Below are 24,410 nucleotides of genomic sequence, written 5' to 3' on the forward strand. Positions count from 1 at the left end.
GTCGCAGGCCTCGCAAATGGCGGCCGGGCAGATCAGCCAACCCCGGCGCGCGAGCTGTATCACTAGCGAAACCGCGCTGCCAGCCTTGCACTGTTTGCGACGGCGCTTGCCGTTTTGCGCCGTGCCTTCAACGGCCGCCGTTCTGGGCATTGCCCTTTGACGTTTCAGCCGACGCGCGCTTCAAGATGGACGGCCCGATTGCATAGATCGATCGCAAATAACCCTCACGGCAATCGCTGGCGATTTTACGAACTTCCGCGTCGTCCGACTGCTCCGCCATGGCCACGAAGCGCTCGACGATCACCTGGCGTGGCCTGATGGCCACTGCCGCCGCAAAGCGCCGCAACAGTGCGTCCGGATGCTCGAGCAACCGCTGCAGTTCCTTGGCTCTCGGCATGAAATGCCGTCCGTAAGCGTTGACCAACGTCGCAAAAGCCGAGTCGGGACGCAGCGCTGCGGCATTTTCCACCGCGAGCTGCAGCTGCCACCGCTCAGCAAAGCAGACGAACTGGACGACTTTCCATCGAACACCGGCATGTTCGTCGTCCAGCCGCAGCATGACGCGGCCGAGAATGGCGCCATCGGCCGGCGTCGTGCATCCCAGAAGCGCCTCGATTGCGTCGACCCTGATCCCCACAATTTCGCTGTCGAGCAGATCGGCGATCTCCGCAACAACGCAATTCATCTTGTAACTCATTTTGGAATTGGCTTCGGCCACCAAGTACGCGGCCGCGGCCTGCGTATGAAGGTTGTCGGATGTCAGCAGCGGCCGGAGGTTTTCGATCGGAAAGCCTTTGCCAAGTTCCGAACGAAGAGCGAACGTCAACTCGCTGTCGCCCTCGTAGCCGGGCTCCAGCAACTTGCTCATCATGTCTTGGGGGGTCATTGCAAATGGGCGGCGCGTCCACCCGCAAAGTTGAATGGCGACTTGGTAGCCCGGTGTCCATCCAGCGTCAAGAAATCTTCGCAGATGCCTTCGCACGTATCGGGTGGCTCGCGCCACCCTAATTTGCGACCAAGCATCCCGATTGCTGGCAAAGGCCGGCGCGAAAAAAGGACGCAAAAATGTTCGCACTTGCCAACAAGGTCGCCATCGTCACCGGCGCCAGCTCCGGCATCGGCCGCGCCACGGCAAAGCTCTTTGCCGAGCAAGGCGCCAGGCTCGTCGTCGCAGCCCGCCGCCAGGCGGAGCTCGACGCGCTGGTTGCCGAAATCGAAGACGCCGACGGCAGCGCCATCGCTCTTGCCGGCGATGTCCGTGACGAAGCCTACGCAAAAGCCCTCGTCGGCCTGGCGGTCGAGAAATTCGGCGGGCTCGACATCGCCTTCAACAATGCCGGTTCGGTCGGCAAGATGGGGCCGGTTTCGGAGCTGTCGCTGGAGGGCTGGCGCGAGACGCTCGACACCAATCTGACCAGCGCCTTTCTCGGCGCGAAATACCAGGTGCCGGCGATGATCGATCGCGGCGGCGGCTCGTTGATCTTCACCTCGACCTTCGTCGGCTACACGGTCGGCATGCCCGGCATGACCAGCTATGCCGCGAGCAAGGCCGGTCTGATCGGATTGACGCAGGTGCTGGCCGCCGAATATGGCCCGAAAGGCGTCCGGATCAACGCGCTGCTGCCGGGCGGCACCGACACGCCCTCGGCAACGTTCAAGACACCTGAATCGCGAGCCTTCGTCGAAAACCTGCATGCCTTGAAGCGCGTCGCCGAGCCTGAGGAGATCGCCCGCTCGGCGCTTTATCTCGCCTCCGATGCATCGAGCTTCACCACCGGAACGGCACTGTTCGCCGACGGCGGCGTCTCGATCACCCGGACGTGAAGCGTTTCCCGGTCGGCCCATCGGCGCGCAAGCCAACGTCAAAAAAACCGGTCTTGCTTTTTCCGGCGATTTGACGATTCCGTCTTCTCCTCGAAGACGGATTGGAAACATGCTGCTAATCAGAACCTATATCGCTGCAAGCGCAATCGAAGGCGTCGGCGTGTTCGCCGCCGAGCCGGTCCGGAAGGGGGCGCAGATCTGGCGTCTCGATCCGGACTTTGACCGGCTGATCCCGGTCGAAAGATACGAGACGGCGCCGCCGCACCTCAAGGAATTGCTCGACAGATATGCCTATCCCAGTCCGGACCGGCCGGGCTTCATGGTCTATGAGGTCGACAATGGCCGCTTCATGAACCACGCCGACAAGTCGAACACCGACTTTTCGCAATATGGCGGGGCCACCGCGACCCGCGACATCGCCGCCGGCGAGGAGATAACCTGCGACTACGGCGAGTTCTTCGAGGGTTTCGAGCAGCTCCACCTGGCCATTGCGTAGCGGCGCTATTTGACCCCAAGGCGAATTTTGTTCTTGCTTTGTGCCGGCAGCTATGCTACTAGTTTGAGTAGGGTACTGATTCACACCGAAGACCCGCCGCCGAGGCGGGTTTTTCGTTTCGGGGTCGGCACCGTCTCTCAATCGGCTGTGGACAGCGCCCCTTGATTCTGCTATCAGCCGCCCCAATTCGTGGTGTAACGCGCCGCGGAGGCTTGTGGCTATGGCCGCTTGCCTGTTGATTTCAAACCGAAAGACAGGATTGCACGTGCAGGTACTCGTCCGCGACAACAATGTTGATCAGGCGCTTCGCGCGCTCAAGAAAAAGATGCAGCGCGAAGGCATCTTCCGCGAAATGAAGATGCGCGGACATTACGAGAAGCCGTCCGAGAAGCGCGCCCGTGAAAAGGCGGAAGCCGTGCGGCGCGCCCGCAAGCTGGCCCGCAAGCGCGCCCAGCGCGAAGGCCTGCTGCCGATGACGCCGCGTCCGGTCGCGGCCGGTGCTGCCGGTGCCGGTGCTCCGCGTCCGCCGCGGTTCTGACGTCAATTTTTCGTCCTTTTCCAAGGATATCCAAGGTGGCGCGATGCGGAATCGCCGCCACCTTTTTGTTGTGAGTTCGACCCGGTCCGAGAGGACCGGTTGGGAGAGATGCCGGTTCGGAGGGGGAACGGACCAGACGGCGCAGTAAGGACAGGGCAGACATGGACGCAATCACCGTAGAGCGCAGAACCGCGTGGCGCGGCCTCGCCCTGACGGCAGCCCTGCTTTCCGGGATGGCGCTTGCCGGCTGCCAGAGCGTTCCGACCGGCGAGTTCAACAACATCGACAAGGCGCAAGCCTCGAGCGAGAACATCTCCTCGCTGTCGGCGGTGATCCAGCGCAACCCTCAGGATCCGGAAGCCTACAATGTGCGCGGCTCGGCCTATGGCCGCGGCGGCCAGTACCAGGCGGCGCTGAAGGACTTCGACACCGCCATCCAGCTCAATCCGAATTTCTACCAGGCCTATTCGAACCGCGCGCTCATCCAGCGCTTCCTCGGTGACCAGGCGAGCGCGCTGGCCGACTACAACCGCTCGATCCAGATCAATTCCAATTATGACGCCGCCTATATCGGCCGCGGCAATCTCTACCGCAGGGCGGGCCGGGTCCAGGAAGCCTTCAACGATTTCCAGAAGGCCATTCAGCTCGACACGACCGACGCGCGCGCCTATCACAATCGCGGCCTGATCTACCAGAGTCAGGGCCAGCACGCCTTTGCCATCGAGGACTTCTCGACCGCCATTTCGCTGGCGCCGGATGCTTCCGAGCCTTACAACGGACGCGGCCTCTCCTACCTTGCCATGAACGACGAGGACAATGCCTTCGCCGACTTCAACATGGCCATCAAGCTCGACGGCAAGAACGCTGAGGCGTGGTCCAACCAGGCGCTGATCTACGAACGGCGCGGCGATAAGGTCAGGGCCGCGAAATCCTACCGCGAGGCCGTGCACCTCAATCCGACCTACCAGCCGGCCAAGGACGGCCTGGCCCGCACCAGCGCCGGCTGATCGGGCCGGTTTATCGGGCGGCCCCTTTCCGCACTCCGACAACCCTGCGTTTACCCTTGCCTTGCTGGCGCCAAGTTTTCGGCGGAACGCTCGGCGTGCTCAGCCGTTTGTACAAGGCAATTTCGAAAGGACCTTCCCATGATCAAGAAACTCGCCTGTGCCGCTGCTCTCGCCACGATCGTCGTTGCCGCTCCCGCCAGCGCCAGCAAGCTCCAGCTCGGGGTGCTCGACTGCACCATCGATGGCGGCACGGCCTATCTCGTCACCTCCAACAAGGGTGTTTCCTGCGTCTTTCGTCCGCATCGTGGCGGCCCCTCCGAAGTCTATACCGGGGTGATTTCCAAGCTCGGCGTCGATGTCGGCCGGACGCATCAGGGCCAGCTGGTCTGGGCGGTTCTGGCGGCGACCCGCAACCACGACGAAGGCGACCTTGCCGGCAGCTACTATGGCGTGAACGCCGAGGCCAGCGTGGTCACCGGTGGCGGCGCCAATCTCCTGGTCGGCGGCCTCGACAGCGCCTTTTCGCTGCAGCCGCTCAGTGTCCAGGCACAGACCGGCGTCAACCTGGCGGTCGCCGTCACTTCGCTGGACCTGATCCACTCGTTCAAATAACGGCGTAGCGCGGCTCCCGAGCGGCGGGGCAGCGTAGGACCTGCGAATAGCTGCCGAAAGTTCATGGATTCCGGCAGGCCCACTCCGCAGAGAATGGGCCGCCCTGATGTTCAAAGTTGCAGCGCTCCAAGGTAACGGCATGGATCCCAGGATCCATGCAGTTACTGTAACCGAAGATTGCGACGATCCAATTTTGCTTGTCTTCGGTCCAACCAGAAATCTCAGCGCCTCGTGATTGTCCCCCATCGCACAAATTTGACATCCGCCCCACCAACGGCGATCAAAACCGCTTGATCTCAACTACGGTTGAGGTTCTAGAAGTCCTCCCCATACTGCGGCATGCGCTCATTTGGACGTGAAGAACGCTCGAATACTTTAGACCAGCTTGGGGGACTGGATGATCAAAACAAGCAAAAACAGGGTCGATTGGCGCGCGCTGTGGGCGAGCGGCGACCTCGCGCGCTTCTGCTTTATCAGCCTCGGCATCCTGCTGCACGCCACCAACGAAACGATGGTGGCAACGATCATGCCGGCCATGGTCGGCGAACTCGCCGGCGTGCAGCTGGTCGGCTGGTCGCTGGCGATCTACGAGCTCGGCGCCATCGTTGCCGGTGCGGCCGCCGGACGGCTGGTGAGCTATGTCGCGCTGCGCACCAACATGATGGTCGCAGCAATGCTCTATGCCGCCGGCGCGCTGGTCTGCGCCACCGCGCCTTCGATGCCGCTGTTCCTCTGCGGCCGCCTGATCGAAGGGCTCGGCGGTGGCGCGCTGGTGTCGCTGGCCTTCGTCTCGGTCGAGCGGCTGTTTGCCCGCGCGATCTGGCCGCAGCTTTTCGGCGTCATGTCGGCGATCTGGGGTGTCGCCGCCTTCAGCGGGCCGGTGCTCGGCGCGGTCATGACCGAATTGCTGTCCTGGCGCTGGGCCTTCGGCGTCTTCACCCTCGGCGGCACGGCCATGGCGCTGGCAAGCTTCCTCGTGCTCGATACGCCTGAAGCAATAAGGCCGCAGACGACGGGCGGCTCGGCGCCGCCCTTCCCCTTTGCAGCACTTGGCTGCCTTGCCGTCAGCGTCGTGCTGATCGCCACCGCCGGCGTCGACATCGCCCTGCTGCGCTCGTCGCTGCTGCTCACCCTCGGCCTGATCGGCCTGGCGCTGTTTATCTATATCGACGCACTGAAGCCGCGCTCGCGCCTGTTCCCGTCGCGGCTGTTTTCATGGCGCTCGCCGGTCGGCGCGGGCATGACCATGGTTGCGGCGTTCTCGATGGCGACCTGTTCGTTCGCGGTCTACGGACCGCTGCTCCTGACCAGCCTGCACGGTATTCCGATCCTCACCACCGGCTACATCATCGCCGCCGAATCGATCGCCTGGTCGATCCTGTCGATCCTCGTCGCCAATGCGCCGCCGGAGCGCGAACGGCTGATTATCGTCGGCGGCGCGCTGATGATCGCCGCGGGCGTCGCCGGTTTCGCCTATACGGTGCCGGCGGGCTCGATCCCGTTGATCCTGCTTTGCGCTTTGCTGCAGGGCGGCGGTTTCGGCATTGCCTGGCCGTTCGTCACGCGTGTCGTCGTGGCATCGGCGCGGGAAGGCGAGCACACGATCGCCTCGGCCGCTGTGCCGACCATGCAGCGCATCGGTTATGCCGTGGGTGCGGCACTGACGGGCATCGTCGCCAACGCCAGCGGCTTTTCCGAAGGCCTGAACCGCGAGGCCGCGGCAAACGTCGCTACCTGGCTGTTCCTCGCATTCGTGCCGCTCGGCATCCTGGGATGCCTTGCCGCCTTGCGGATTTCGGGGGCGAGCGACACGAAGCCGGCGAAGCTGCCAATCTCCGTGGGTGAGATTAACTAAACCACCACCGTCTTCAGCCGGCCGGCGATCAGTGCGGCGAGCCGCGTCGCCACCTCGTCCTTGCTCATCTCCGGCCATTCCTCGACGCCGGCCTTCGAGACGATCCGCACCTTGTTGCGGTCGCCGCCCATCACGCCCGGAGAACCGCCTTCATGCGAGACGTCATTGGCAACGATAAGATCGGCACCCTTTTTCGCAAGCTTGGCCTGGGCGTTCCTGACCAGGTCCTGCGTCTCCGCGGCGAAACCGACCACCAGCATCGGCCGCTTTTTGTGATGCCCGACACCGGCAAGAATATCGGGATTTTCCACCATTTGCAGCGCCGGAGGTCCCTCGCCTGCCACCTTCTTGATCTTTTCCCCGGCCGAACTTTGAGTACGCCAGTCGGCAACAGCCGCGACGAACACCGCCGCGTCGGCCGGCAGCAGCTGCTCGACCGCGTCCTTCATCTCGACGGCGGTTTCGACGTGCAGCGTGGCGACGCCGACCGGATCGGCAATGCCGACCGGACCGGAGACGAGACGCACGTCGGCGCCGAGCCTGGCCAGCGCCGCCGCGATGGCGTGACCCTGCTTGCCCGACGAGCGGTTGGCGATGTAGCGCACCGGATCGATCGGTTCATGCGTCGGTCCGGAAGTAACGATGATCTTTCTTCCCGCCAGCGGCTTTGGCCAGCTGTCCAGCAGCGCCTCGACCGCGGTGACAATCTCCAGCGGCTCGGCCATGCGGCCCTCGCCCGCCTCGTTGCTTTCGGCCATCTCGCCTTTCGCCGGGCCGACGAATGCGACGCCGTCCTTACCCAGCATCGCACGGTTGCGGCGGACCGCCGGGTGTGCCCACATTTTCGGATTCATCGCCGGCGCCATCAACACCTGCTTGTCGGTGGCGATGAGCACCGTCGAGGCAAGGTCGTTGGCGTGGCCGTTGGCGAGCTTTGCCATCAGGTCGGCGGTGGCCGGCGCCACGACCACAAGGTCGGCCTCGCGCGACAGCCTGATGTGGCCGATGTCGTGCTCGTCCTGCCGGTCGAACAGCTCGGTGAAGACGTGGTCGGCGGACAGTGCTCCGGCCGACAGCGTGGTGACGAATTCCTGCGCCGCGGCTGTCATCACCACGCGCACCGAAGCACCGCGCTCGCGCAGCCGGCGGATCAGATCGAGCGCCTTGTAGGCAGCGATGCCTCCGCCGATGATCAGCAGGATGCGCTTGCCGGAGAGGACACCTCGCACGACCTGGCTGGGGACCGCGACCACCGGAGCTGCAGGATTCTGCAAGCTTGTCAGTTCGCGCAACGTTTTCTCGATCTGGTCGATGCGGCCGGACGAACCGAGTTGGCCTTCGACCGCTGCGCGGATCATGACCCGCGCCTGGTCTTCCATTGACCGGCCATTCTCCGCAGCCAATCGGCGCAGCATATCCTTGACCTCGTCATCAAGGTTGCGGATCGTGATGCTGGCCATGTGATTGCACTTTATCCAAAATCGCCGAAGGCAATGATAGCAATGCAATCAATTGACAACAAGGCGTTAGAGCAGCTTCCAAGCGATGTACAGCAGGCTCAGCGCGATCACCCACAGCGCCAGCCGGCCGGAGCGGGTGTAGCGCGCCTCGGCCTTGCCGATCGCGTGCGCGGTCCTTTCGTCGAAGCGCAGGCCGTGTTCGGCCATCAGGTCGATCTCACGCGACAGCCGCTCGGTGCGGGCGGCGAGGTCCGGCGCCTGGCGGGCCAGCGCCAGCAGCGCGTTGGCGCCGTCGCGCGCATCGGCCAGCAAAGCGCGCGGACCGAGATTGCGGGCAATCCAGCCGCTGACCACAGGTTCCGACGTCTTCCACATGTTGAAGGCCGGGTCGAGGGTGCGGGCGACGCCCTCGACAACGACCATGGTCTTCTGCAGCAGCACCAGCTCGGATCGCGTCGCCATGTCGAAGAGGTCGGTCACCTCGAACAGCAGCGTCAGCAGCTTGGCCATCGAGATGGTCTCGGCCGGCTGGCCGTGGATCGGTTCGCCGATCGCCCGGATCGCCTGGGCGAAGGCTGCGACATTGTGCTGGCGCGGCACGTAGCCGGCCTCGAAATGCACCTCGGCGACGCGCTGGTAATCGCGCGTGATGAAGCCGTAGAGGATTTCGGCGAGGAAGCGGCGCTCCTTTTTGCCGAGCCGGCCGGCAATGCCGAGATCGACGGCGACGATGGTGCCGTCGGCCTCGACGAACAGGTTGCCCGGATGCATGTCGGCATGGAAGAAACCGTCACGCAGCGTATGGCGCAGAAACGACTGGACGAGGTTGGCGGCAATTGCCTTCAGATCGTGGCCGGCGGCAGCGAGGCCGGCAATATCGTTCAGCTTGATGCCATCGACCCATTCCATGGTCAGCACGTCACGGCCGGTGCGCTCCCAGTCGACCGACGGCACGCGAAAGCCAGGATCGTCCTTGGTATTCTCGCCGAGCTCCGAAAAAGCCGCCGCTTCCAACCTCAAATCCATTTCGATCTTGGTCGTCTGGGCCAGCGTCTCGGTCACCTCGACCGGCCGCAGCCGGCGCGATGACGGAATGTACTTTTCCTGCAGCCGGGCGGCGAGGAAATAGCTCTCAAGATCGCGAAAGAAGCGGCGGCGTACGCCCGGCCGGATGACCTTCACCGCCACTCGGCTAACGACGCCGTCGTGCAGGGTTTCGGCGGTATGGACCTGGGCGATCGAGGCGGCGGCGACCGCCTCGCCGAAACTGACGTAGAGCTCGCCGACCTTGCGGCCGAGCGAGGCTTCTATCGCCGCGACGGCCTCGGCCTTGGGAAAGGTCTGCATCTTGTCCTGCAGCATGGCGAGATCAAGCGCGATATCGTTGCCGACGACGTCCGGCCGTGTCGCCAGGAACTGGCCGAGCTTGACATAGGACGGGCCGAGCCGCACGACCGCCTTGGCCAGCCTGTCGCCGCGCTCATAGGCAAGCGCGCGACGGCGGGTGAATAGACGGGCCATGCGCCAGCCGAATTTCGGCAAGCCGAAGAGCTCGTCACCGGGCAAAGCCGCGATGACGCCCTCGCGCACAAGCACCCAGCCGGCCCGCACGAGCCTGAAACCAGCGCCGATGCTGCTCATGGCTGGGTTTGCCCTGCCGGTTTCCTGAACTGGCGAAAGGCACGTCGGGCTATGAAAATGCGGGCCAGCCTCAAAGCTTCCAGCCCGAATGAAGCGCGGCGATGCCGCCGGAATAATTGCGGAATGAGGCGCGGTCAAAACCCGCGCGCGAGATCATCGCCGCGAAATTCTGCTGATTGGGAAATTTGCGGATCGATTCGACCAGGTAGGAATAGGGCTCGCCATCGCCGGTCACCACCTTGCCGATCCGCGGGATGGCGTTGAACGACCATGCTTCATAGACGTTGTCGAGCAGCGGCATCTCGACCTCGGAAAATTCAAGGCAGAGAAAACGCCCGCTAGGCTTCAGCACGCGATACGCTTCGGCAAGCGCCACATCGATGCGCGGCACGTTGCGGATGCCGAAAGCGATGGTGTAGGCATCGAAAGTAGCGTCGGCAAAAGGCAGTTCCTCGGCATTGGCTTCGACGAAATCGGTATTTGCCGACAGGCCCTTTTTCTCGGCCCGGTCGCGGCCGACGGCGAGCATCGAGCCATTGATATCGAGAACCGTTGCATGAGCGTGCCTGCCGCTCGCCTCGACGATGCGGAAGGCGACATCGCCGGTGCCGCCTGCAACGTCGAGAACGCTCCAGCCCGGCCGCTTCGGAGGATTGAGCCAGGCGACCATGGCGTCCTTCCACAACCGATGCAGCCCGGCCGACATCAGGTCGTTCATCAGGTCGTAGCGGTTCGCCACCTTGTGGAAAACATCATTGACCAGGGACTGCTTGTCGCCTGGCCCTACCCGCTTGAAACCATAGGAGGTTTCCATGCCGCCCGCAGCAGTGGTTCTTTCAACCGACATCGTTTTGATCCGCCATAAAATCGGCGGGACCATAGCCGATCACTGGTGCGGGCGCTATTGTTTAAGGCGCGGTGTTCGGCCGCGCTTCGAAGCAGGTTCCGGAAAAGTGTCACACCGTTTTCCGACAGGAACTTGCGTCATAAGAAAAAGCCTGACGGGATAATCGAATGCCTTTGAAAGCAGAACTGCACTGCCACATCGAAGGGGCAGCGGCGCCTGAACTCGTCCTCCGCCAGGCTGAGAAATACGGCAAGGATGCCTCGCCCTACATCCAGGACGGCTCCTTCGTCTGGCACGATTTCACCTCTTTCCTCGCCGCCTACGACTTCTCCTCCGACCTGTTCCGCACCGAAGAAGACTATGCGCGGCTGGCCGATCATTACCTGACCAGCCTTGCCCGCGACGGCGCCATCTATTCCGAGGTTTTCACCTCGCCCGATCATGCCAGCAAGGCCGGGCTGTCGCCGAAGGCTTATACCGACGCGCTCGGCGAAGGCATGGCACGCGCCAAGGCGAAGACCGGCATCGAAGGCCGTATGATCGTCACCGGCGTGCGCAATTTCGGCGTCGAATCGATCGAGCGGGCGGCTCGTTTCGCCGCCCGCAGCGGGCATCCGCTGGTCACTGGCTTCGGCGTCGCCGGCGACGAGCGGATAGGCGATCTGGAAGATTATGTCAGGGCCTTCGAGATCGCCCGCGAGGCGGGCCTCGGCATCACCGTCCATGCCGGCGAATTGATGGGCTGGGAGAGCGTCGAAGCGGCACTCGACCTCATCCGCCCGTCTCGCATCGGCCACGGCGTGCGCGCCATCGAGAACCCCGATCTCGTGCGGCGCATTGCCGACGAAGGCGTCGTGCTCGAATGCTGCCCCGGCTCCAACATCGCCCTGAAAGTCTTCGACAGCTTCGCCGACCATCCCTTCCCTGCGTTGCGGGCGGCCGGCTGCAAGGTGACGCTCAACTCCGACGACCCACCCTATTTCTGGACCTCGCTGAAACGCGAATACGACATCGCCGCCGAGCATTTTGCCATGGACGACAAGGCGCTCACCGCCGTCACCAGGACGGCCATCGAGGCAGCTTTCGTCGACAGGAAGACCAGGGCGGCGCTGCTGGCGAGGCTCGGCGCCAAGGGCAGGTGAATGGTGAATGGATCGCCCGCGCTTCGGTTCGTCAACCGCGAGTTTTTTCAGCGCAACCAAGGACTCGCAAACCAGTTCACTATTCACTATTCACCATTCACCATTCACTATTCACCTGCGCAGTTGGAGAACACCATGAAGGGCGTCACCGTCGTCGACCATCCGCTTGTCCAGCACAAGCTGACCATCATGCGCAAGAAGGAAACCTCGACGGCCGGCTTCCGGCGGCTGCTGCGCGAGATCTCGCTGCTGCTCGGCTACGAGGTCACCCGCAACCTCGAACTGACCACAACGACGATCGAGACGCCAATCGAGACGATGGAGGCGCCGACGCTGGAGGGCAAGAAACTGGTCTTCGCCTCGGTGCTGCGCGCCGGCAACGGCTTGCTCGAAGGCCTGCTCGATCTGGTGCCGGCGGCGCGTGTCGCCCATATCGGCCTCTACCGTGACCACGACACGCTGGAAGCGGTCGAGTATTTCTTCAAGGCGCCGGGCGACCTCGCCGACCGGCTGGTGATCGTCGTCGACCCGATGCTGGCGACCGCCAATTCGGCGATCGCCGCGATCGACAAGCTGAAGGGCCGCGGTGCCACCAACATCCGCTTTCTCTGCCTGTTGGCGGCACCAGAGGGCCTCGAGCGGTTCACACAGGCGCATCCCGATGTTCCGGTCTTCACCGCTTCCATCGACCGCCAACTCAATGAGAAGGGCTACATCATGCCGGGTCTCGGCGATGCCGGCGACCGCATGTACGGCACCAAATAGATCCGTTTACCGATTGTTTACGCAAACGGCTGGTTTCCGCATTCGTTAAAGCGGCAAACACCATGTCGGACTAAGGATCGGCAACCACAAAGGCCGGTCCATGCTGCGCAAGCTTCTCATCCTTGGCGTGTTTGCCGGAACGTCGGCATCGCTGCCGATCGTGTATCAGTCCAATTCACAGGTAATCGAACGGCTGTTGAAATCAGCCATCGGAGCCAGGCCGGCCGACGACACCCAAGCCGACTTGAATCTCGCCGCCGTTCCGGACAGGCCGGCAACGCCGCAGCCGCTCGGCCGCAAGGTCGTCGTCACCGCGGACGCGCGCGGGCATTTCATGTCCGTCTTCAAGTTGAACGGCCGCCAGATCGACGGCATGATCGATACCGGCGCGACGCTCGTCGCCATCAACACCTCGACTGCGCGCCGGATCGGCATCTCGCTCAATTCGACGGACTTCAGCCATCAGGTCAATACCGCCAACGGTGCGATAAAGGCCGCCGTGGTGACGATCGACCGCCTGCAGATCGGCAAGATCACCGTCGAGGGCGTCGAGGCCGTCGTGCTCGACGACAGGGCGCTGCACACCAATCTGATCGGCATGAGCTTTCTGCAGCGGCTCGAAAAATACCAGGTCGAAGACGGCACGTTGCTGCTGATTCAGTGATCACCCGCGCGGCAGGATCCGCCGGATGACGGTTTTCTCGGTGGCCGGCTTGGAAGTGCCGATCGTATAGGCCGAAAGCACGGCGGCCGCGGCCGCTTCGGCATCCCCAGTATTGCGGGCATGGACCAGCGCCAGCGCTTCGCCGGCCCGCACTTCGGCGCCGACCGGCAACAGCCTGGTGATGCCGACGGCGTGATCGATCCTGTCGTCGGGCCGCGTCCGCCCGCCGCCAAGCCCGACCACGGCAAGCCCGATCTCGCGGGTCGCGATACCGGTGACAAAGCCGTTCGCGCTCGCCTTGACGGCGAATTCCGTTGCCGCCTTCGGCAGATATTTTTCGGGATTGTCGACAAAGTCGGCCGGACCGCCAAGTGCCGCCACCATGCGCCCGAAGATGGCAGCGGCGCGGCCGCCGGCCAGCGTCTCGGCCGCGCGGCGCAAGCCGTCCTGGTTGGACGACACCAGGCCTGCCGATTGCAGCATCTCGGCGGCCAGCGCCAGCGTCACGTCCTCGAGCCGCCGGTCGCGAAAGCGGCCGGTGAGAAAGTCGACGGCGTTGCGCACCTCGACCGCATTGCCGGCGGCGGATGCCAGTGGCTCGTTCATGCCGGTGACCAGCGCCGAGGCCTTCAGGCCGGCGCCATTGGCGACCTCGACCAGGCTGTTGGCGAGGGTCGTTGCGTCGCGCGATTTCTCCATGAACGCGCCATTGCCGACCTTGACGTCGAGTACCAGCGAATTGAGGCCGGCGGCCAGCTTCTTCGACAGGATCGAGGCGGTGATCAGGGGCACTGATTCGACCGTTCCCGTCACATCGCGGATGGCGTAGAGCCTGGCGTCGGCGGGTGCCAGATCGGCGGTCTGGCCGATGATGGCGCAGCCGGTTTCGAGCACGGTCTTGCGGAAGCGCGCAACATCCGGCTGGCTGATATAACCGGGGATCGCATCCATCTTGTCCAGCGTGCCGCCGGTATGGCCCAGACCCCTGCCGGAAATCATCGGCACATAGGCGCCGCAGGCAGCGACGATCGGCGCCAGCATCAAGGAGACATTGTCGCCGACGCCGCCCGTCGAATGCTTGTCCGTGACCGGGCCGGGCAGATCCGACCAGTCGAGCACATCGCCGGAATCGCGCATCGCCATTGTCAGCGCCACCGCCTCGTCGCGGCTCATGCCGTTGAAGAATACCGCCATAGCGAAAGCGCCGACCTGCGCGTCGGTGACGGTGCCGGCGGTCAGGCCGTCGATGAAGAACGCTGTCTCCTCAGCCGAGAGCTTCTGGCCATCGCGCTTGCGGCGGATGATTTCCTGGGGAAGCATCAGGCTTCGATCCTGTGCTCCGGGAGCCCGTCCTGAAAAACGCGCTGCAGAATGGTCGCCAGCCGCGCGCCGCCGACCGGCGCCATGTCCTTGGTCTCCTGGTGCGACAGCTCGGCTCCGGTCATGCCGGCGGCAAGGTTGGTCACGACAGAACAGGCGGCGACGCGCAGGCCGAGGAAGCGGGCGAGAATGACCTCCGGCACCGTCGACATGCCGACCGCGTTGGCGCCCATGACGCGCGCCATGCGGATCTCGGCCGGCGTCTCGAAGCATGGGCCGGAGAACCACATATAGACGCCCTTGTGCAGCGTTGTACCGGTGGCCTTCGCCGCCTGCTCGATGGCGGAGCGGAGACCGGCGTCATAGGCTTCGGTCAGGCCGACGAAACGGCGGTCGCTCGGCTCGCCGATCAGCGGGTTGGAGCCCGAGAAATTGATGTGGTCGGTGATCAGCATCACCGAGCCCGGGCCCATCCCGGGATCGACCGAACCGGCGGCGTTGGTGAGGATCAGCCTGGAGATGCCGAGACCGGCGAGCACCTCGAGTGCCGGCCGCATCGCCGCTGCGTTGCCGTGCTCGTAATAGTGTGCGCGGCCGGACAGCATCAGCACCGGTGTGCCGGCAAAAAGCCCCGCTACCACCTCGCCGGCATGGCCGCTGACGCCGCTTCGGGGAAACCCCGGCAGGTCGGCGTAGGAGATGCGCACCGCATCCTCGACCTGGTCGACAAGCCCGCCAAGCCCTGACCCCAGCACCAAGGCGGTGGTCGGCGCCAGCCCGTCCAGCCTTTCGACGAGGTGATCGAGCGCTTCCTTCATTTCAGCACATCGCCTTCAAACCCGTATGGCAACAACTCGCCCATGGTCACGGTCTCGACCACGCCGCTATCATCGCAGAGATAGAACTTCGTTTCCGGCCGGCAGAATTCGGCCAGCCGCTGCCGGCAACCGCCGCAGGGCGAGCATTTTGCCACGCGTTCGGCGATCACGGCGATTTCCGTGATCTTGCCGCCGCCGCCCATGATGTAGTTGGCAAGTGCGGTGGTTTCGGCGCACCAGCCCTCCGGATAGGACGCGATCTCGACATTGGCGCCGGTGAAGACGCGGCCGTCCTCGGTACGCAACGCCGCGCCGACCGGAAATTTCGAATAGGGCGCATAGGCCTTGGCCATGGCGGCTTTCGCCGCTTCGAACAGATCATGAGCCATGATAAATCAGCGTTCCTTGACATAAGGCACGCCGCCGGCGCGCGGCGGGATTGCCTTGCCGATGAAGCCTGCAAGCAGGATGACGGTCAGCACATAGGGCAGCGCCTGCATGAATTGCACCGGCACCTTGCCGATCAGCGGCAGAGGCGTGCCTTGCAGGCGGATCGACGCCGCGTCGAGGAAGCCGAACAGCAGGCAGGCGAACATGGCGTTGACCGGTTTCCATTTGGCGAAGATCAGCGCGGCCAGCGCGATATAGCCCTTGCCGGCGGTCATGTCCTTCACGAAGCCGCCATTCTGCACCATCGACAGATAGGCACCTGCAATGCCGGTGAGCACGCCGGTGCAGATCAGCGCCCGGTAGCGCAGCCAGGCGACGGATATGCCGGCGGTATCGACCGCGGCCGGGTTCTCGCCGACGGCGCGCAGGCGCAAGCCGAAGCGGGTGCGAAACAGCACCCACCAGGTGAACGGCACGGCCAGGAAGGCGAGATAGACCAGCACGGAGTGGCCGGAGACGAGTTCCGAATAGATCGGCCCGAGGATCGGCACGCTCCTGAGCGCTTCCGCGCCCGGCCAGATGATCGCCTCGAAGCGCTCGCCGGCGGCCAGCGCCGGCGTGCGCCCGCCTTGCTGGAACCAGGCCTGGCCGAGCATGATCGTCGATCCGGCGGCAATGAAATTGATCGCGACACCAGAGACGATCTGGTTGCCGCGATGGGTGATCGAGGCAAAGCCGTGGATCAGCGCGAAGGCAACCGAGATGAGGATGGCCATGCCGAGGCCGAGATAAGCCGAGTGGAAGACCGAGGCGGCGGCCGCACCGGCGAAGGCGCCGACCAGCATCTTGCCCTCGAGCCCGATGTCGAAGACGCCGGCCCGCTCCGAATAGAGGCCGGCGAGGCAGGCGAGCAGCAAGGGGACCGACAGGCGGATGGTCGAGTCCAGGACCTGCACGATGGCGTTGAAGAAATCCATCTCAGGCGCCCTTCCCCTTGACCGCTTCCATGCCGACCGATCTCGGGCTGAGCGAGGCGAACAGCGCCTGGACGTAGGGCCGGAACATATGCTCGAGCGCGCCGGCGAACAGGATGACGAGGCCCTGGATGATGACGATCATGTCGCGGCTGATCGCCGGCATCTCGAAGGCGAGCTCGGCGCCGCCCTGGTAGAGCATGCCGAACAGGATCGCCGCCAGCACGATGCCGACCGGGTGCAGGCGGCCCATCAGCGCCACCGCGATGCCGACGAAACCGGCGCCCGAAACGAATTCGAGCGCGACATTGTGCTGGTCGCCCATCGTCGGGTTGAGCGCCATCATGCCGGCCAGTGCGCCCGAGATCATCATCGCGATGATGATGATGCGTATCTCCGAAATGCCGGCATAGCGCGCCGCTTTCGGGCTGTGGCCATAGGTGCGCATCTCGTAGCCGAGCTTGGTGCGCCAGATCAGGGCCCACACCAAAAAGGCCATTGCCAATGCCAGCAGCGAGCTGACGTTGAACGGCGCCGAGCGGATCTTGGCGCCGAACAATTCGATGACCCAGTTGAGCTTCGGCAATTGTGCGCCTTCGAGGAAGGTGCGCGTCTGCGGCGCCATCGAGCCGGGCGGCTTCAGCATGCCCACCAGCGCATAGACCATGACGCTGGCGGCGATGAAATTGAACATGATGGTAGTGATGACGATGTGCGAGCCGCGCTTGGCCTGCAGATAGGCCGGGATCAGCGCCCACAGCGCGCCCATTGCCGCGGCGGCGATAATGGCAATCGGGAAGGTCAGCCACCAGGGCAGCACGCTGTCGAAGGCCAGGCAAACGATGCCGATGCCGAGACCGGCGATATAGCCCTGGCCCTCGCCACCGATGTTGAACAGGCCGCAATGCGCCGCAACCGCCACCGAAAGCCCGCTGAAGATGAAGGTGGTGGCATAGAAAAGCGTGAACGCGATGCCTTGGCCGCGACCGAATGCACCCTCGACCAGGACGACCGCTGCGCGCAGCGGGTTCTCGCCGACCAATATGACGACGAAGCCGGCAACGACGAAGGCGACGAACAGATTGATCAGTGGGATCAGCACGTAATCGGCCCAGGCCGGCAGCTTGGCATAGGGAGTGCTCACTCGGCGGCCTCCCGGTGCTCGACGCCGGCCATCAGCAGGCCGAGCTCGCCCTCGGTTGCGTCGGGGCCGCGCTCGCCGACGATGCGGCCGGCAAACATCACTAGAATGCGGTCGGAAAGCGAGCGGATCTCGTCGAGCTCGACCGAAACCACCAGCACCGCCTTGCCATGGTCGCGCATGGCGATGAGGCGCTTGTGGATGAATTCGATGGCGCCGACATCGACGCCGCGCGTCGGCTGACCGACGATCAACACGCCGGGATCCTGTTCCATTTCCCGCGCCAGCACGATCTTCTGCTGGTTGCCGCCGGAGAAATTGGCGGTCTTGAGGCGGCAGTCGGCTGGGCGGATGTCGTATTTGACGATCTTGTCCCTGGCATCGTTACGGATGGCGTCGATGTCGAGGAACAGCCCCTTCAGATAGCGCTCGTCGTCCTGGTAGCCGAGGATCGAATTCTCGTTCTCCTCGAAGGCCAGCACCAGGCCGACGTGATGGCGGTCCTCCGGCACATGGGCGAGGCCGCGCTCGCGCAACTCACCGGGATCGGCGGCGCCGGTGAGGTCGATCGGCTTGCCGTCCAGCATGACCGAGCCCGACACGGCGTGCCTGATGCCGGAAATCGCCTCGAGCAGTTCGGATTGCCCGTTGCCGGCGACGCCGGCAATGCCGACGATCTCGCCGGCATGGACGTCGAAGGAGACGTCGTCGACCATTGTGACGCCGCGGGAATCCTTCACCGTCAGGTTCTTGACCGCGAGCTTGACGCCGCCGGCCTTCGCCTCGCCCTTCTCGACGCGCAGCAGCACACGCCGGCCGACCATCAGTTCGGCCAGCTCCTCGACTGTGGTCTTCCTGGTTTCGCGTGTCGCCACCATCGTGCCTTGGCGCATCACCGAGACCGTGTCGGTGATCGCCATGATCTCGCGCAGCTTATGGGTGATCAGCACGACCGTCTTGCCCTGCTCCTTCAACTGCCTGAGGATGCGGAACAGATGGTCGGCCTCGGCCGGCGTCAGCACGCCTGTCGGTTCGTCGAGGATCAGGATCTCGGCGCCGCGATAGAGGGCCTTGAGGATTTCGACGCGTTGCTGCAGGCCGACCGGCAACTCCTCGATGATCGCGTCCGGATCGACTTCGAGCCCGTATTCGCGCTCGAGCCGCTCCAGCTCGGAACGCGCCTTGGCGATGCTCTTCTTCAGCAGCGCATCGCTTTCGGCGCCGAGAATGACGTTTTCCAGCACCGAGAAATTGTCGACCAGCATGAAGTGCTGATGCACCATGCCGATGCCGAGCGCGATCGCATCGTTCGGCGTCTTGATCGATGCCGGCTGGCCGCCGACACGGATTTCGCCGGAATCGGCCTGGTAGAAACCATAGAGGATCGACATCAGCGTCGACTTGCCAGCGCCGTTTTCGCCGACGATGCCATGGATGGTGCCGCGCATAATCTCCAGATTGATGTCGCGGTTGGCGCGCACGGCGCCGAAGCTCTTGTCGATGCCGATCAGCTCGATTGCGGCTTGCGCCATGCAGCCTGTTCCCACTGTTATTTTTTTACCGCTTGGTCAAACGCCTAGCATGACGCCCAGTCTGTGCCAATTGGGTCTGTGCCAATTGGCCGGAGCAGGGTTCACTCTCGACAAATCCCGCCATGCTTGTCAATTTCCAACGTGGCCGCAGCCTGCACAATCGTCTGATCGAGGATTTCAAATGACCATGCCCGAGGACCGGCTGACTACGCTGGAAATCCGCGCCGCCGAGCAGGAGAAGACCATCGAGGAACTGTCCGGCCAGATCGCCGAGCAGTGGAAGGTGATCGAGCGCATGCAGCGCAAGCTCGACGCGCTGGCCGAGCGCTTCCTGGCGCTGGAGGAACAGGCCGCACCCGACGTGCCGGTAACCAAGCCGCCGCACTGGTGAGCGGCTGAAATGTAAAACCGCCGGGCTTTCACCCGGCGGCTCGGCAGTCTGCAATGTCGATCAATCAATACGGGCAGGCATTGTCCGACATGTAGTCGTGCACCTTGATGGTGCCGGCGATTATGTCGGCCTTGGCTTTTTCGACCGCCGCTTTCATCGCATCGTCGACAAGCGCCTTGTTGTTGTCGTCCATGGCGTAGTCGACGCCGCCTTCCTTGAGGCCGAGATCGTTGACGCCGGCCGTGAACTTGCCGTCCTTGGCATCCATGAAGGTGTTGTAGACGGCAACGTCGACGCGCTTGACCATGGAGGTCAGCACCTTGCCGGGCTGCAGGCCGTTCTGGTTGGAATCGACGCCGATGCCGAGCTTGCCGGCGTCGGCCGCTGCCTGCAGCACACCGACACCGGTGCCGCCAGCCGCTGCGTAGACCACGTCGGCGCCCTGGTCGATCTGCGTCTTGGCGATCTCGCCGCCCTTGGCCGGATCGTTCCAGGCTGCCGGCGTATCGCCGGTCATGTTCTGGATGACGTCGGTGGCGCCGGCCGCCTTGGCGCCGCCGACATAGCCGCAGCCAAACCTGCGGATCAGCGGAATGTCCATGCCGCCGACGAAGCCGACCTTCTTGGTCTTGGAAGCCATCGCCGCCATCACGCCGACGAGGTACGAGCCTTCCTGCTCCTTATAGACCAGGGAGCGGACATTGGGCTTGTCGACGACCATGTCGATGATGGCGAATTTGGTGTCGGGGAACTCGGTGGCGATCTTGTCCAGCGCGTCCGCCCAGGAAAAACCCGCCATGACGATCGGATTGCGGCCGTCCTCGGCGAAACGGCGCAGCGCCTGCTCGCGCTGGGTGGCATTGCTGACCTCGAATTCCACATAGGGGATGCCGGTCTCGGTCTTGAACTTTTCGGCGCCGTGGAAGGACGCCTCGTTGAACGACTTGTCGAACTTGCCGCCGAGATCGTAGAGGATCGCGGGTTGAATGTCCGCGGCGAAGGCCGGAAGAACCATTGCAGCTGCGGCCATAAGGCCGAGAACGATACGTTTCATGTGATCCACACCCCTGTCGGTTATTTGTCCATTATGCACCGCATGCCGGCCCGGTTCTCCGGCGGGCATGCGGCGTCAGGCAGGAGTGTCTTCCTCCCGCTTCGGGTCAATCTGGCACGGCCCGAAACAAAATTCACGTGGAATTTTGACCCCTTGGAAAAGCATGGCGCCGCAACGCGGCGCCACAGCATATTCATTGCGTCAGGGGCATAAAATCAGGCGGAGACGGCGGCCGGAATGGCGCAGGAGACGCCGGTTCCCTGCAGGCCGCAATAGCCGTAAGGGTTCTTCGCCAGATATTGCTGGTGGTCTTCCTCGGCGAAGTAGAATTCCGCCGCCGGTGCGATCTCGGTGGTGATCTTGCCGCGTCCGGCACCGCGCAGCGAGGCCTCGTAAGCATCGCGCGAGGCGATCGCAGCCTGGTACTGCGCGTCATTGAACGTATAGATCGCCGAGCGGTAAGTGGTGCCGACATCATTGCCCTGGCGCATGCCTTGCGTCGGGTCGTGACTTTCCCAGAACAGCTTCAAAAGCTCGGCATAGGACACGATCTTCGGATCGTAGACGACGAGCACGACTTCGGCATGGCCGGTGAGCCCGGTGCAGGTTTCCTGGTAGGTCGGATTGGGCGTCACGCCGCCGGCATAGCCGGCCGCCGTGACCCAGACGCCCTCGACCTGCCAGAACAGGCGCTCGGCGCCCCAGAAGCAGCCCAGGCCGAACATCGCCGTCTCCAGCCCTTTGGGATAGGGACCTTTGAGCGGCCTGTTCGAGACGAAGTGCTTCGATGCAGTCGGGATCGGCCGGTCGCGGCCGGGCAGCGCCTCGGAGGGCTTCGGCAGGTTGAGCTTCTTGTTCAGCATGTCGCTGAGAAACATAGTGCGGTTTCCTTTTCTTCTTGGTTGAGCTTTTCCCGGTCCACGAACGCAGGGTCCGGGAAAGCTGGAATTTCAGGTCGCGGCAAACCGCCCGCTGGGGCGCTGCCGCCTGTAGCCGATGGCGTAAAGAATGAACGCCAGCACCGCGAACACGGCGAAGCCGGGCTGGCTGAGCACCCAGGCGATGGCGCCATCCCACAGCAGCGGATTGACCTTGTCGCGGACGAAGCTTTCGAAGGCGCTGCGCGTATCCGGCGAGACCGCAAGCCAGCTGGTATTAAGCGGGGTCATCACCAGCGCCGAAGCCGCCACCGAGCGGGTCGCATCGAGCACGGCCATGATGACCGAAACCGACAGCGCGACCATTGCAGCGAGACGAAAGATGAAGCGGAACATCCAGACCCTTCCTCCCCAGGAGATTATCAGAATGTCGTGTCGGACTGTTAGATAGGATCTACTTGCTTCGCCTGCAATCGCGACACGCGAAGTTGAACCCGCGACCGCCGGTTCGGCGGAACCGGCGGCGCGCCGGACGGCGAGCACACCTCGGCCGCCCCTTTCGATAGGCTCCCTACCGGTGCACCGGTAACATGGGGTGAGCATCCGTATCCGGCAAAGCGAATAGACTATCGTTATGTCTTGGCATTCGGCACCGGATCGACTAGATGAGCCCCGCGCCTGTTGCTTTGACGGCTCAGGTGCGGGAAAGGGTATCCGCTGGTCGACGGCGCCCACGGCCGGAATTCCGGTCCGGAATCCCAAAGGAGATGCATCTCCCCAACCCGCGCGGCGAAACCGGCCGCGTCGAAAATGCTAAAGACGGAGAGGTGGCCGAGTGGTTGAAGGCGCACGCCTGGAAAGTGTGTTTACGGGAAACCGTAACGCGGGTTCGAATCCCGCTCTCTCCGCCAGCTAGCTTCCTTAAAAATCTTTTGTATTCAAAAACTTGGCAGCAGGCCTTGACCGCCGCGGATCGAAACATATCTCAAACTGTGTAACAAACTGTGTAACATCAGAGAGAGCTAATGCGAAGGTCTGTGCCGCCAAGGCCGCATAAGCGGGAAGGCATTTGGTATCTTGTGAGACGGGTGCCGAAGGAATTTGCGGCATTTGATCCCCGCGGATTAGTGCGTATTTCCACCGGGCTCGCTGTCGCTGACGATCCGCGCGGTGTACGAGCTCGTGATGCGGTGCGGAGCCTCGGTGCCGGGCTAGAGGCATATTGGCGAAAACTTGGCGACGGCCAGTCCGCAGAGGCAGCTCAGCGCTTTGAGGCGGCAAGGAAGCGCGCGCGATCGTTCGGACTAACCTATCGAACCAACGAGGAACTGGCAGCGGGGGCACTCGACGAGCTGATGGCCCGCATCAAGCTGCTTGTCGACAGAAATGCGGTTGACGACGCAAAGGACGTGTCCGCGGTGATGGGCGGAGAGCAGCGACCGGCGCTGCGCCTCAGTGGACTCCTCAAGGAGTTCGAGGCAATCGAGCAGCAAAACCTGCTGGCCATGTCTCCCAACCAGATCAAGAAATGGCGCAATCCCAAGAAGCGCGCGCTCGCAAATTTGATTGGCGTCATCGGCGATAAGGAGATCGCTCGTATGACACGGGACGATGCGGTTGCCTTCCGCGAGTGGTGGCAGAAGCGGATCGTCGGGGGCGGCCTCGATATCGGCACAGCCAATAAGGACATCGGCCACATATCCAAGATGCTGCGCGTCGTCGACCTCACGCACCAGCTCAAGCTGGAGCCGATTTTCCAGCACCTGCGCCTTTCCGGTGCAGCTGCGGCGCAACGCGCAGCCTTCACCGCAGAGTTCGTGCAAGGAAAGATCCTCGCCGAAGGCGCGCTGGACGGTCTCAACGACGAGGCACGCCATCTTGTCTATCTTATTGCGGACACCGGACTGAGGCTTTCCGAAGCCGCAAATCTCACCGCAGAAACGATCCACCTCGATCATGAAATTCCGCATGTGCAGGTACGTCCCAACGGGCGTCGCCTGAAGACCGATCATTCAGCACGTGACATTCCGCTGGTCGGCTGCGCGCTTGAAGCGGTCAAGCTCCATCCGAACGGCTTTCCACGTTACCGCGACAAGGCGGCCTCGCTTTCGGCGCTGGTCAACAAAGTGCTTGCCAAAAAGAAATTGCTCCCGACCTCGGAGCATAGCCTTTATAGCCTGCGACACACTTTCGAGGATCGGCTAACGGCAGTAGAGGCACCGGAAAAGGTGACCGCTTCCCTGATGGGGCACAAATGGATCCGGCCGAAATACGGCGCGGGACCATCTTTGGCGCAGAAGCGCGAGTGGCTCCAAAAGATCGCTTTCAAGCCCCCACGACGTTAGCGACGCCAAGTCGCATCCGGCGACAGCGGGGACGCCGAGGCTTTCGGGCATTGTACCCTAAGGAACATCGTTTGGCTCGGGCGATCCTTTGCTCAAGCTGTATGACTTTTGCATTGTTCCGCAGACCCGTCGCGACGACAGACTGCCGGGCCACTGAGTGTCGCCGCCGATCGCATCGCAAAAGCTCAGGACTTTTCGGCTGGCCGTCGATTCCGGCCAACTGCTCGGCCGTTAATTTCACATAATTTCACATTTCAAATAAGACACAAAAGTCGGCCCAGAGCTTACGGCCGAAACGCGCTTAGGCATTGAGATGCGTCGTAATGGGGGCCAGGCTTCCGTGCCGATTCCAAATCTTTTGGCTCTTCGACCGTCCGCTCATCCGTCTTGACTAGTACGAACCTACAGCCTATCTCACCGCCACGTTAGCACTCTCCGCTGGCGAGTGCTAACCGGCTCCGGCAACGGAGAACCCTTCAACCTCCGCACCAGGGATATCCAAAATGGCAAAGTCGAAGTTCCGCCCGCTTCATGACCGCGTGGTCGTTCGCCGGGTCGAATCCGAATCCAAGACAGCGGGCGGGATCATCATCCCCGATACGGCTAAGGAAAAGCCGCAGGAAGGCGAGATCATCGCCATCGGTTCCGGCGCCCGCGACGAAGCCGGCAAGCTCGTCCCGCTGGACGTCAAGGCCGGCGACCGCATCCTGTTCGGC

The 24,410-nt window shown here is 63.3% G+C and carries 25 protein-coding genes and 1 tRNA gene; 13 read left to right on the top strand and 13 right to left on the bottom strand.

Going from position 1 to position 24,410, the window contains the following annotated elements; translation table 11 throughout:
- Positions 1 to 127 precede the first annotated feature (127 nt).
- Complete coding sequence (locus AC0L2X_RS07585) at positions 128 to 859, bottom strand: hypothetical protein (protein WP_352709260.1); 732 nt, start codon at positions 857 to 859, stop codon at positions 128 to 130.
- A gap of 206 nt (positions 860 to 1,065) precedes the next feature.
- Between AC0L2X_RS07585 and AC0L2X_RS07590 the strand changes: the two genes are divergently transcribed.
- From AC0L2X_RS07590 to AC0L2X_RS07615, 6 genes are all read left to right on the top strand, one after another.
- On the top strand, positions 1,066 to 1,824 hold the full coding sequence (locus AC0L2X_RS07590; RefSeq protein ID WP_352709262.1) for an SDR family oxidoreductase: 759 nt from the start codon (positions 1,066 to 1,068) through the stop codon (positions 1,822 to 1,824).
- Positions 1,825 to 1,933: 109 nt separating this feature from the next.
- On the top strand, positions 1,934 to 2,320 hold the full coding sequence (locus AC0L2X_RS07595) for an SET domain-containing protein (RefSeq protein ID WP_352709263.1): 387 nt from the start codon (positions 1,934 to 1,936) through the stop codon (positions 2,318 to 2,320).
- Between the two features lie 265 nt (positions 2,321 to 2,585).
- Complete coding sequence (gene rpsU, locus AC0L2X_RS07600) at positions 2,586 to 2,858, top strand: 30S ribosomal protein S21 (RefSeq protein ID WP_023675331.1); 273 nt, start codon at positions 2,586 to 2,588, stop codon at positions 2,856 to 2,858.
- 161 nt (positions 2,859 to 3,019) lie between these two features.
- Complete coding sequence (locus AC0L2X_RS07605; RefSeq protein WP_352665583.1) at positions 3,020 to 3,865, top strand: tetratricopeptide repeat protein; 846 nt, start codon at positions 3,020 to 3,022, stop codon at positions 3,863 to 3,865.
- A gap of 138 nt (positions 3,866 to 4,003) precedes the next feature.
- The gene (locus AC0L2X_RS07610; RefSeq protein ID WP_473599541.1) at positions 4,004 to 4,477 is read left to right on the top strand and encodes a DUF992 domain-containing protein; all 474 of its coding nucleotides are present in this window, start codon (positions 4,004 to 4,006) and stop codon (positions 4,475 to 4,477) included.
- Between the two features lie 397 nt (positions 4,478 to 4,874).
- Positions 4,875 to 6,332: an MFS transporter gene (locus AC0L2X_RS07615; RefSeq protein ID WP_473599542.1), complete on the top strand. Its 1,458-nt coding sequence runs from the start codon at positions 4,875 to 4,877 to the stop codon at positions 6,330 to 6,332.
- On the opposite strand, the gene coaBC is transcribed toward AC0L2X_RS07615, so the two are convergent.
- From coaBC to ubiE, 3 genes are all read right to left on the bottom strand, one after another.
- Positions 6,329 to 7,792 (bottom strand): bifunctional phosphopantothenoylcysteine decarboxylase/phosphopantothenate--cysteine ligase CoaBC, encoded by a 1,464-nt coding sequence (gene coaBC, locus AC0L2X_RS07620; protein ID WP_473599543.1) that lies wholly within the window; start codon positions 7,790 to 7,792, stop codon positions 6,329 to 6,331. The genes AC0L2X_RS07615 and coaBC overlap by 4 nt on opposite strands.
- A 66-nt stretch (positions 7,793 to 7,858) precedes the next feature.
- On the bottom strand, positions 7,859 to 9,433 hold the full coding sequence (ubiB, locus tag AC0L2X_RS07625; RefSeq protein WP_473599544.1) for a 2-polyprenylphenol 6-hydroxylase: 1,575 nt from the start codon (positions 9,431 to 9,433) through the stop codon (positions 7,859 to 7,861).
- 70 nt (positions 9,434 to 9,503) lie between these two features.
- Positions 9,504 to 10,280 (bottom strand): bifunctional demethylmenaquinone methyltransferase/2-methoxy-6-polyprenyl-1,4-benzoquinol methylase UbiE, encoded by a 777-nt coding sequence (gene ubiE / locus AC0L2X_RS07630; RefSeq protein WP_473599545.1) that lies wholly within the window; start codon positions 10,278 to 10,280, stop codon positions 9,504 to 9,506.
- A gap of 167 nt (positions 10,281 to 10,447) precedes the next feature.
- Here ubiE and AC0L2X_RS07635 point away from each other — a divergent pair, with 167 nt between their 5' ends.
- The 3 genes from AC0L2X_RS07635 (at position 10,448) to AC0L2X_RS07645 (ending at position 12,851) form a co-directional block, all read left to right on the top strand.
- Positions 10,448 to 11,422: an adenosine deaminase gene (locus AC0L2X_RS07635; RefSeq protein WP_352488684.1), complete on the top strand. Its 975-nt coding sequence runs from the start codon at positions 10,448 to 10,450 to the stop codon at positions 11,420 to 11,422.
- 135 nt (positions 11,423 to 11,557) lie between these two features.
- Positions 11,558 to 12,187 carry a uracil phosphoribosyltransferase gene (gene upp / locus AC0L2X_RS07640; protein ID WP_473599546.1) on the top strand — a complete coding sequence of 210 codons (630 nt, stop codon included), beginning with the start codon at positions 11,558 to 11,560 and terminating at the stop codon, positions 12,185 to 12,187.
- Between the two features lie 100 nt (positions 12,188 to 12,287).
- Positions 12,288 to 12,851, top strand: a complete 564-nt coding sequence (locus tag AC0L2X_RS07645; protein ID WP_473599547.1) for a TIGR02281 family clan AA aspartic protease — start codon at positions 12,288 to 12,290, stop codon at positions 12,849 to 12,851.
- Here AC0L2X_RS07645 and deoA read toward each other — a convergent pair whose 3' ends face one another.
- From deoA to AC0L2X_RS07675, 6 genes are read right to left on the bottom strand one after another with little or no spacing between them, the layout of a single operon-like run.
- A complete protein-coding gene (gene deoA / locus AC0L2X_RS07650; RefSeq protein ID WP_352488682.1) occupies positions 12,852 to 14,171 on the bottom strand; it encodes a thymidine phosphorylase in 1,320 nt (439 codons plus the stop codon).
- Positions 14,171 to 14,989, bottom strand: coding sequence for a purine-nucleoside phosphorylase (locus tag AC0L2X_RS07655; RefSeq protein WP_352488681.1), 819 nt, complete (start codon positions 14,987 to 14,989; stop codon positions 14,171 to 14,173). Before AC0L2X_RS07655 ends, deoA begins: the two co-directional genes overlap by 1 nt.
- Positions 14,986 to 15,378, bottom strand: a complete 393-nt coding sequence (gene cdd / locus AC0L2X_RS07660; protein ID WP_352488680.1) for a cytidine deaminase — start codon at positions 15,376 to 15,378, stop codon at positions 14,986 to 14,988. Before cdd ends, AC0L2X_RS07655 begins: the two co-directional genes overlap by 4 nt.
- A gap of 6 nt (positions 15,379 to 15,384) precedes the next feature.
- A complete protein-coding gene (locus AC0L2X_RS07665) occupies positions 15,385 to 16,356 on the bottom strand; it encodes an ABC transporter permease (protein ID WP_352565620.1) in 972 nt (323 codons plus the stop codon).
- A gap of 1 nt (position 16,357) precedes the next feature.
- On the bottom strand, positions 16,358 to 17,497 hold the full coding sequence (locus tag AC0L2X_RS07670; RefSeq protein WP_473558651.1) for an ABC transporter permease: 1,140 nt from the start codon (positions 17,495 to 17,497) through the stop codon (positions 16,358 to 16,360).
- On the bottom strand, positions 17,494 to 19,026 hold the full coding sequence (locus AC0L2X_RS07675) for an ABC transporter ATP-binding protein (protein WP_473599548.1): 1,533 nt from the start codon (positions 19,024 to 19,026) through the stop codon (positions 17,494 to 17,496). Before AC0L2X_RS07675 ends, AC0L2X_RS07670 begins: the two co-directional genes overlap by 4 nt.
- Before the next feature lie 181 nt (positions 19,027 to 19,207).
- Here AC0L2X_RS07675 and AC0L2X_RS07680 point away from each other — a divergent pair, with 181 nt between their 5' ends.
- Positions 19,208 to 19,417 (top strand): SlyX family protein, encoded by a 210-nt coding sequence (locus AC0L2X_RS07680; RefSeq protein WP_031211352.1) that lies wholly within the window; start codon positions 19,208 to 19,210, stop codon positions 19,415 to 19,417.
- A gap of 64 nt (positions 19,418 to 19,481) precedes the next feature.
- Here AC0L2X_RS07680 and AC0L2X_RS07685 read toward each other — a convergent pair whose 3' ends face one another.
- The 3 genes from AC0L2X_RS07685 to AC0L2X_RS07695 all read right to left on the bottom strand — a co-directional run bounded on the left by AC0L2X_RS07685 (position 19,482) and on the right by AC0L2X_RS07695 (position 21,745).
- The gene (locus AC0L2X_RS07685; protein WP_292657345.1) at positions 19,482 to 20,471 is read right to left on the bottom strand and encodes a BMP family lipoprotein; all 990 of its coding nucleotides are present in this window, start codon (positions 20,469 to 20,471) and stop codon (positions 19,482 to 19,484) included.
- Between the two features lie 215 nt (positions 20,472 to 20,686).
- Entirely contained in the window at positions 20,687 to 21,349 is a 663-nt protein-coding gene (gene msrA, locus AC0L2X_RS07690) for a peptide-methionine (S)-S-oxide reductase MsrA (protein ID WP_473599549.1), read from the bottom strand.
- 72 nt (positions 21,350 to 21,421) lie between these two features.
- A complete protein-coding gene (locus tag AC0L2X_RS07695; protein ID WP_352488674.1) occupies positions 21,422 to 21,745 on the bottom strand; it encodes a hypothetical protein in 324 nt (107 codons plus the stop codon).
- A gap of 425 nt (positions 21,746 to 22,170) precedes the next feature.
- On the opposite strand from AC0L2X_RS07695, the gene AC0L2X_RS07700 reads away from it, so the two are divergent.
- The 3 genes from AC0L2X_RS07700 to AC0L2X_RS07710 form a co-directional block, all read left to right on the top strand.
- Positions 22,171 to 22,260 (top strand) — tRNA-Ser (locus tag AC0L2X_RS07700).
- 177 nt (positions 22,261 to 22,437) lie between these two features.
- Entirely contained in the window at positions 22,438 to 23,694 is a 1,257-nt protein-coding gene (locus tag AC0L2X_RS07705) for an integrase (protein WP_473599550.1), read from the top strand.
- Positions 23,695 to 24,197: 503 nt separating this feature from the next.
- Positions 24,198 to 24,410: co-chaperone GroES (locus tag AC0L2X_RS07710; protein ID WP_473505252.1), on the top strand; the 213-nt coding region annotated here is incomplete at its 3' end.

It is taken from the genome of Mesorhizobium sp. WSM4828 (genome assembly GCF_055811175.1).

Coding starts and splice junctions, on each gene's coding strand:
- msrA (WP_473599549.1), bottom strand. CDS start 21,349: ATGTTTCTCAGCGACATGCTGAACAAGAAGCTCAACCTGCCGAAGCCC.
- AC0L2X_RS07655 (WP_352488681.1), bottom strand. CDS start 14,989: ATGAAGGAAGCGCTCGATCACCTCGTCGAAAGGCTGGACGGGCTGGCG.
- AC0L2X_RS07675 (WP_473599548.1), bottom strand. CDS start 19,026: ATGGCGCAAGCCGCAATCGAGCTGATCGGCATCGACAAGAGCTTCGGC.
- AC0L2X_RS07695 (WP_352488674.1), bottom strand. CDS start 21,745: ATGTTCCGCTTCATCTTTCGTCTCGCTGCAATGGTCGCGCTGTCGGTT.
- AC0L2X_RS07595 (WP_352709263.1), top strand. CDS start 1,934: ATGCTGCTAATCAGAACCTATATCGCTGCAAGCGCAATCGAAGGCGTC.
- deoA (WP_352488682.1), bottom strand. CDS start 14,171: ATGCTTCCCCAGGAAATCATCCGCCGCAAGCGCGATGGCCAGAAGCTC.
- AC0L2X_RS07610 (WP_473599541.1), top strand. CDS start 4,004: ATGATCAAGAAACTCGCCTGTGCCGCTGCTCTCGCCACGATCGTCGTT.
- upp (WP_473599546.1), top strand. CDS start 11,558: ATGAAGGGCGTCACCGTCGTCGACCATCCGCTTGTCCAGCACAAGCTG.
- ubiB (WP_473599544.1), bottom strand. CDS start 9,433: ATGAGCAGCATCGGCGCTGGTTTCAGGCTCGTGCGGGCCGGCTGGGTG.
- AC0L2X_RS07615 (WP_473599542.1), top strand. CDS start 4,875: ATGATCAAAACAAGCAAAAACAGGGTCGATTGGCGCGCGCTGTGGGCG.
- AC0L2X_RS07685 (WP_292657345.1), bottom strand. CDS start 20,471: ATGAAACGTATCGTTCTCGGCCTTATGGCCGCAGCTGCAATGGTTCTT.
- cdd (WP_352488680.1), bottom strand. CDS start 15,378: ATGGCTCATGATCTGTTCGAAGCGGCGAAAGCCGCCATGGCCAAGGCC.
- AC0L2X_RS07605 (WP_352665583.1), top strand. CDS start 3,020: ATGGACGCAATCACCGTAGAGCGCAGAACCGCGTGGCGCGGCCTCGCC.
- coaBC (WP_473599543.1), bottom strand. CDS start 7,792: ATGGCCAGCATCACGATCCGCAACCTTGATGACGAGGTCAAGGATATG.
- ubiE (WP_473599545.1), bottom strand. CDS start 10,280: ATGTCGGTTGAAAGAACCACTGCTGCGGGCGGCATGGAAACCTCCTAT.
- AC0L2X_RS07645 (WP_473599547.1), top strand. CDS start 12,288: ATGCTGCGCAAGCTTCTCATCCTTGGCGTGTTTGCCGGAACGTCGGCA.
- AC0L2X_RS07590 (WP_352709262.1), top strand. CDS start 1,066: ATGTTCGCACTTGCCAACAAGGTCGCCATCGTCACCGGCGCCAGCTCC.
- AC0L2X_RS07635 (WP_352488684.1), top strand. CDS start 10,448: ATGCCTTTGAAAGCAGAACTGCACTGCCACATCGAAGGGGCAGCGGCG.
- AC0L2X_RS07680 (WP_031211352.1), top strand. CDS start 19,208: ATGACCATGCCCGAGGACCGGCTGACTACGCTGGAAATCCGCGCCGCC.
- AC0L2X_RS07665 (WP_352565620.1), bottom strand. CDS start 16,356: ATGGATTTCTTCAACGCCATCGTGCAGGTCCTGGACTCGACCATCCGC.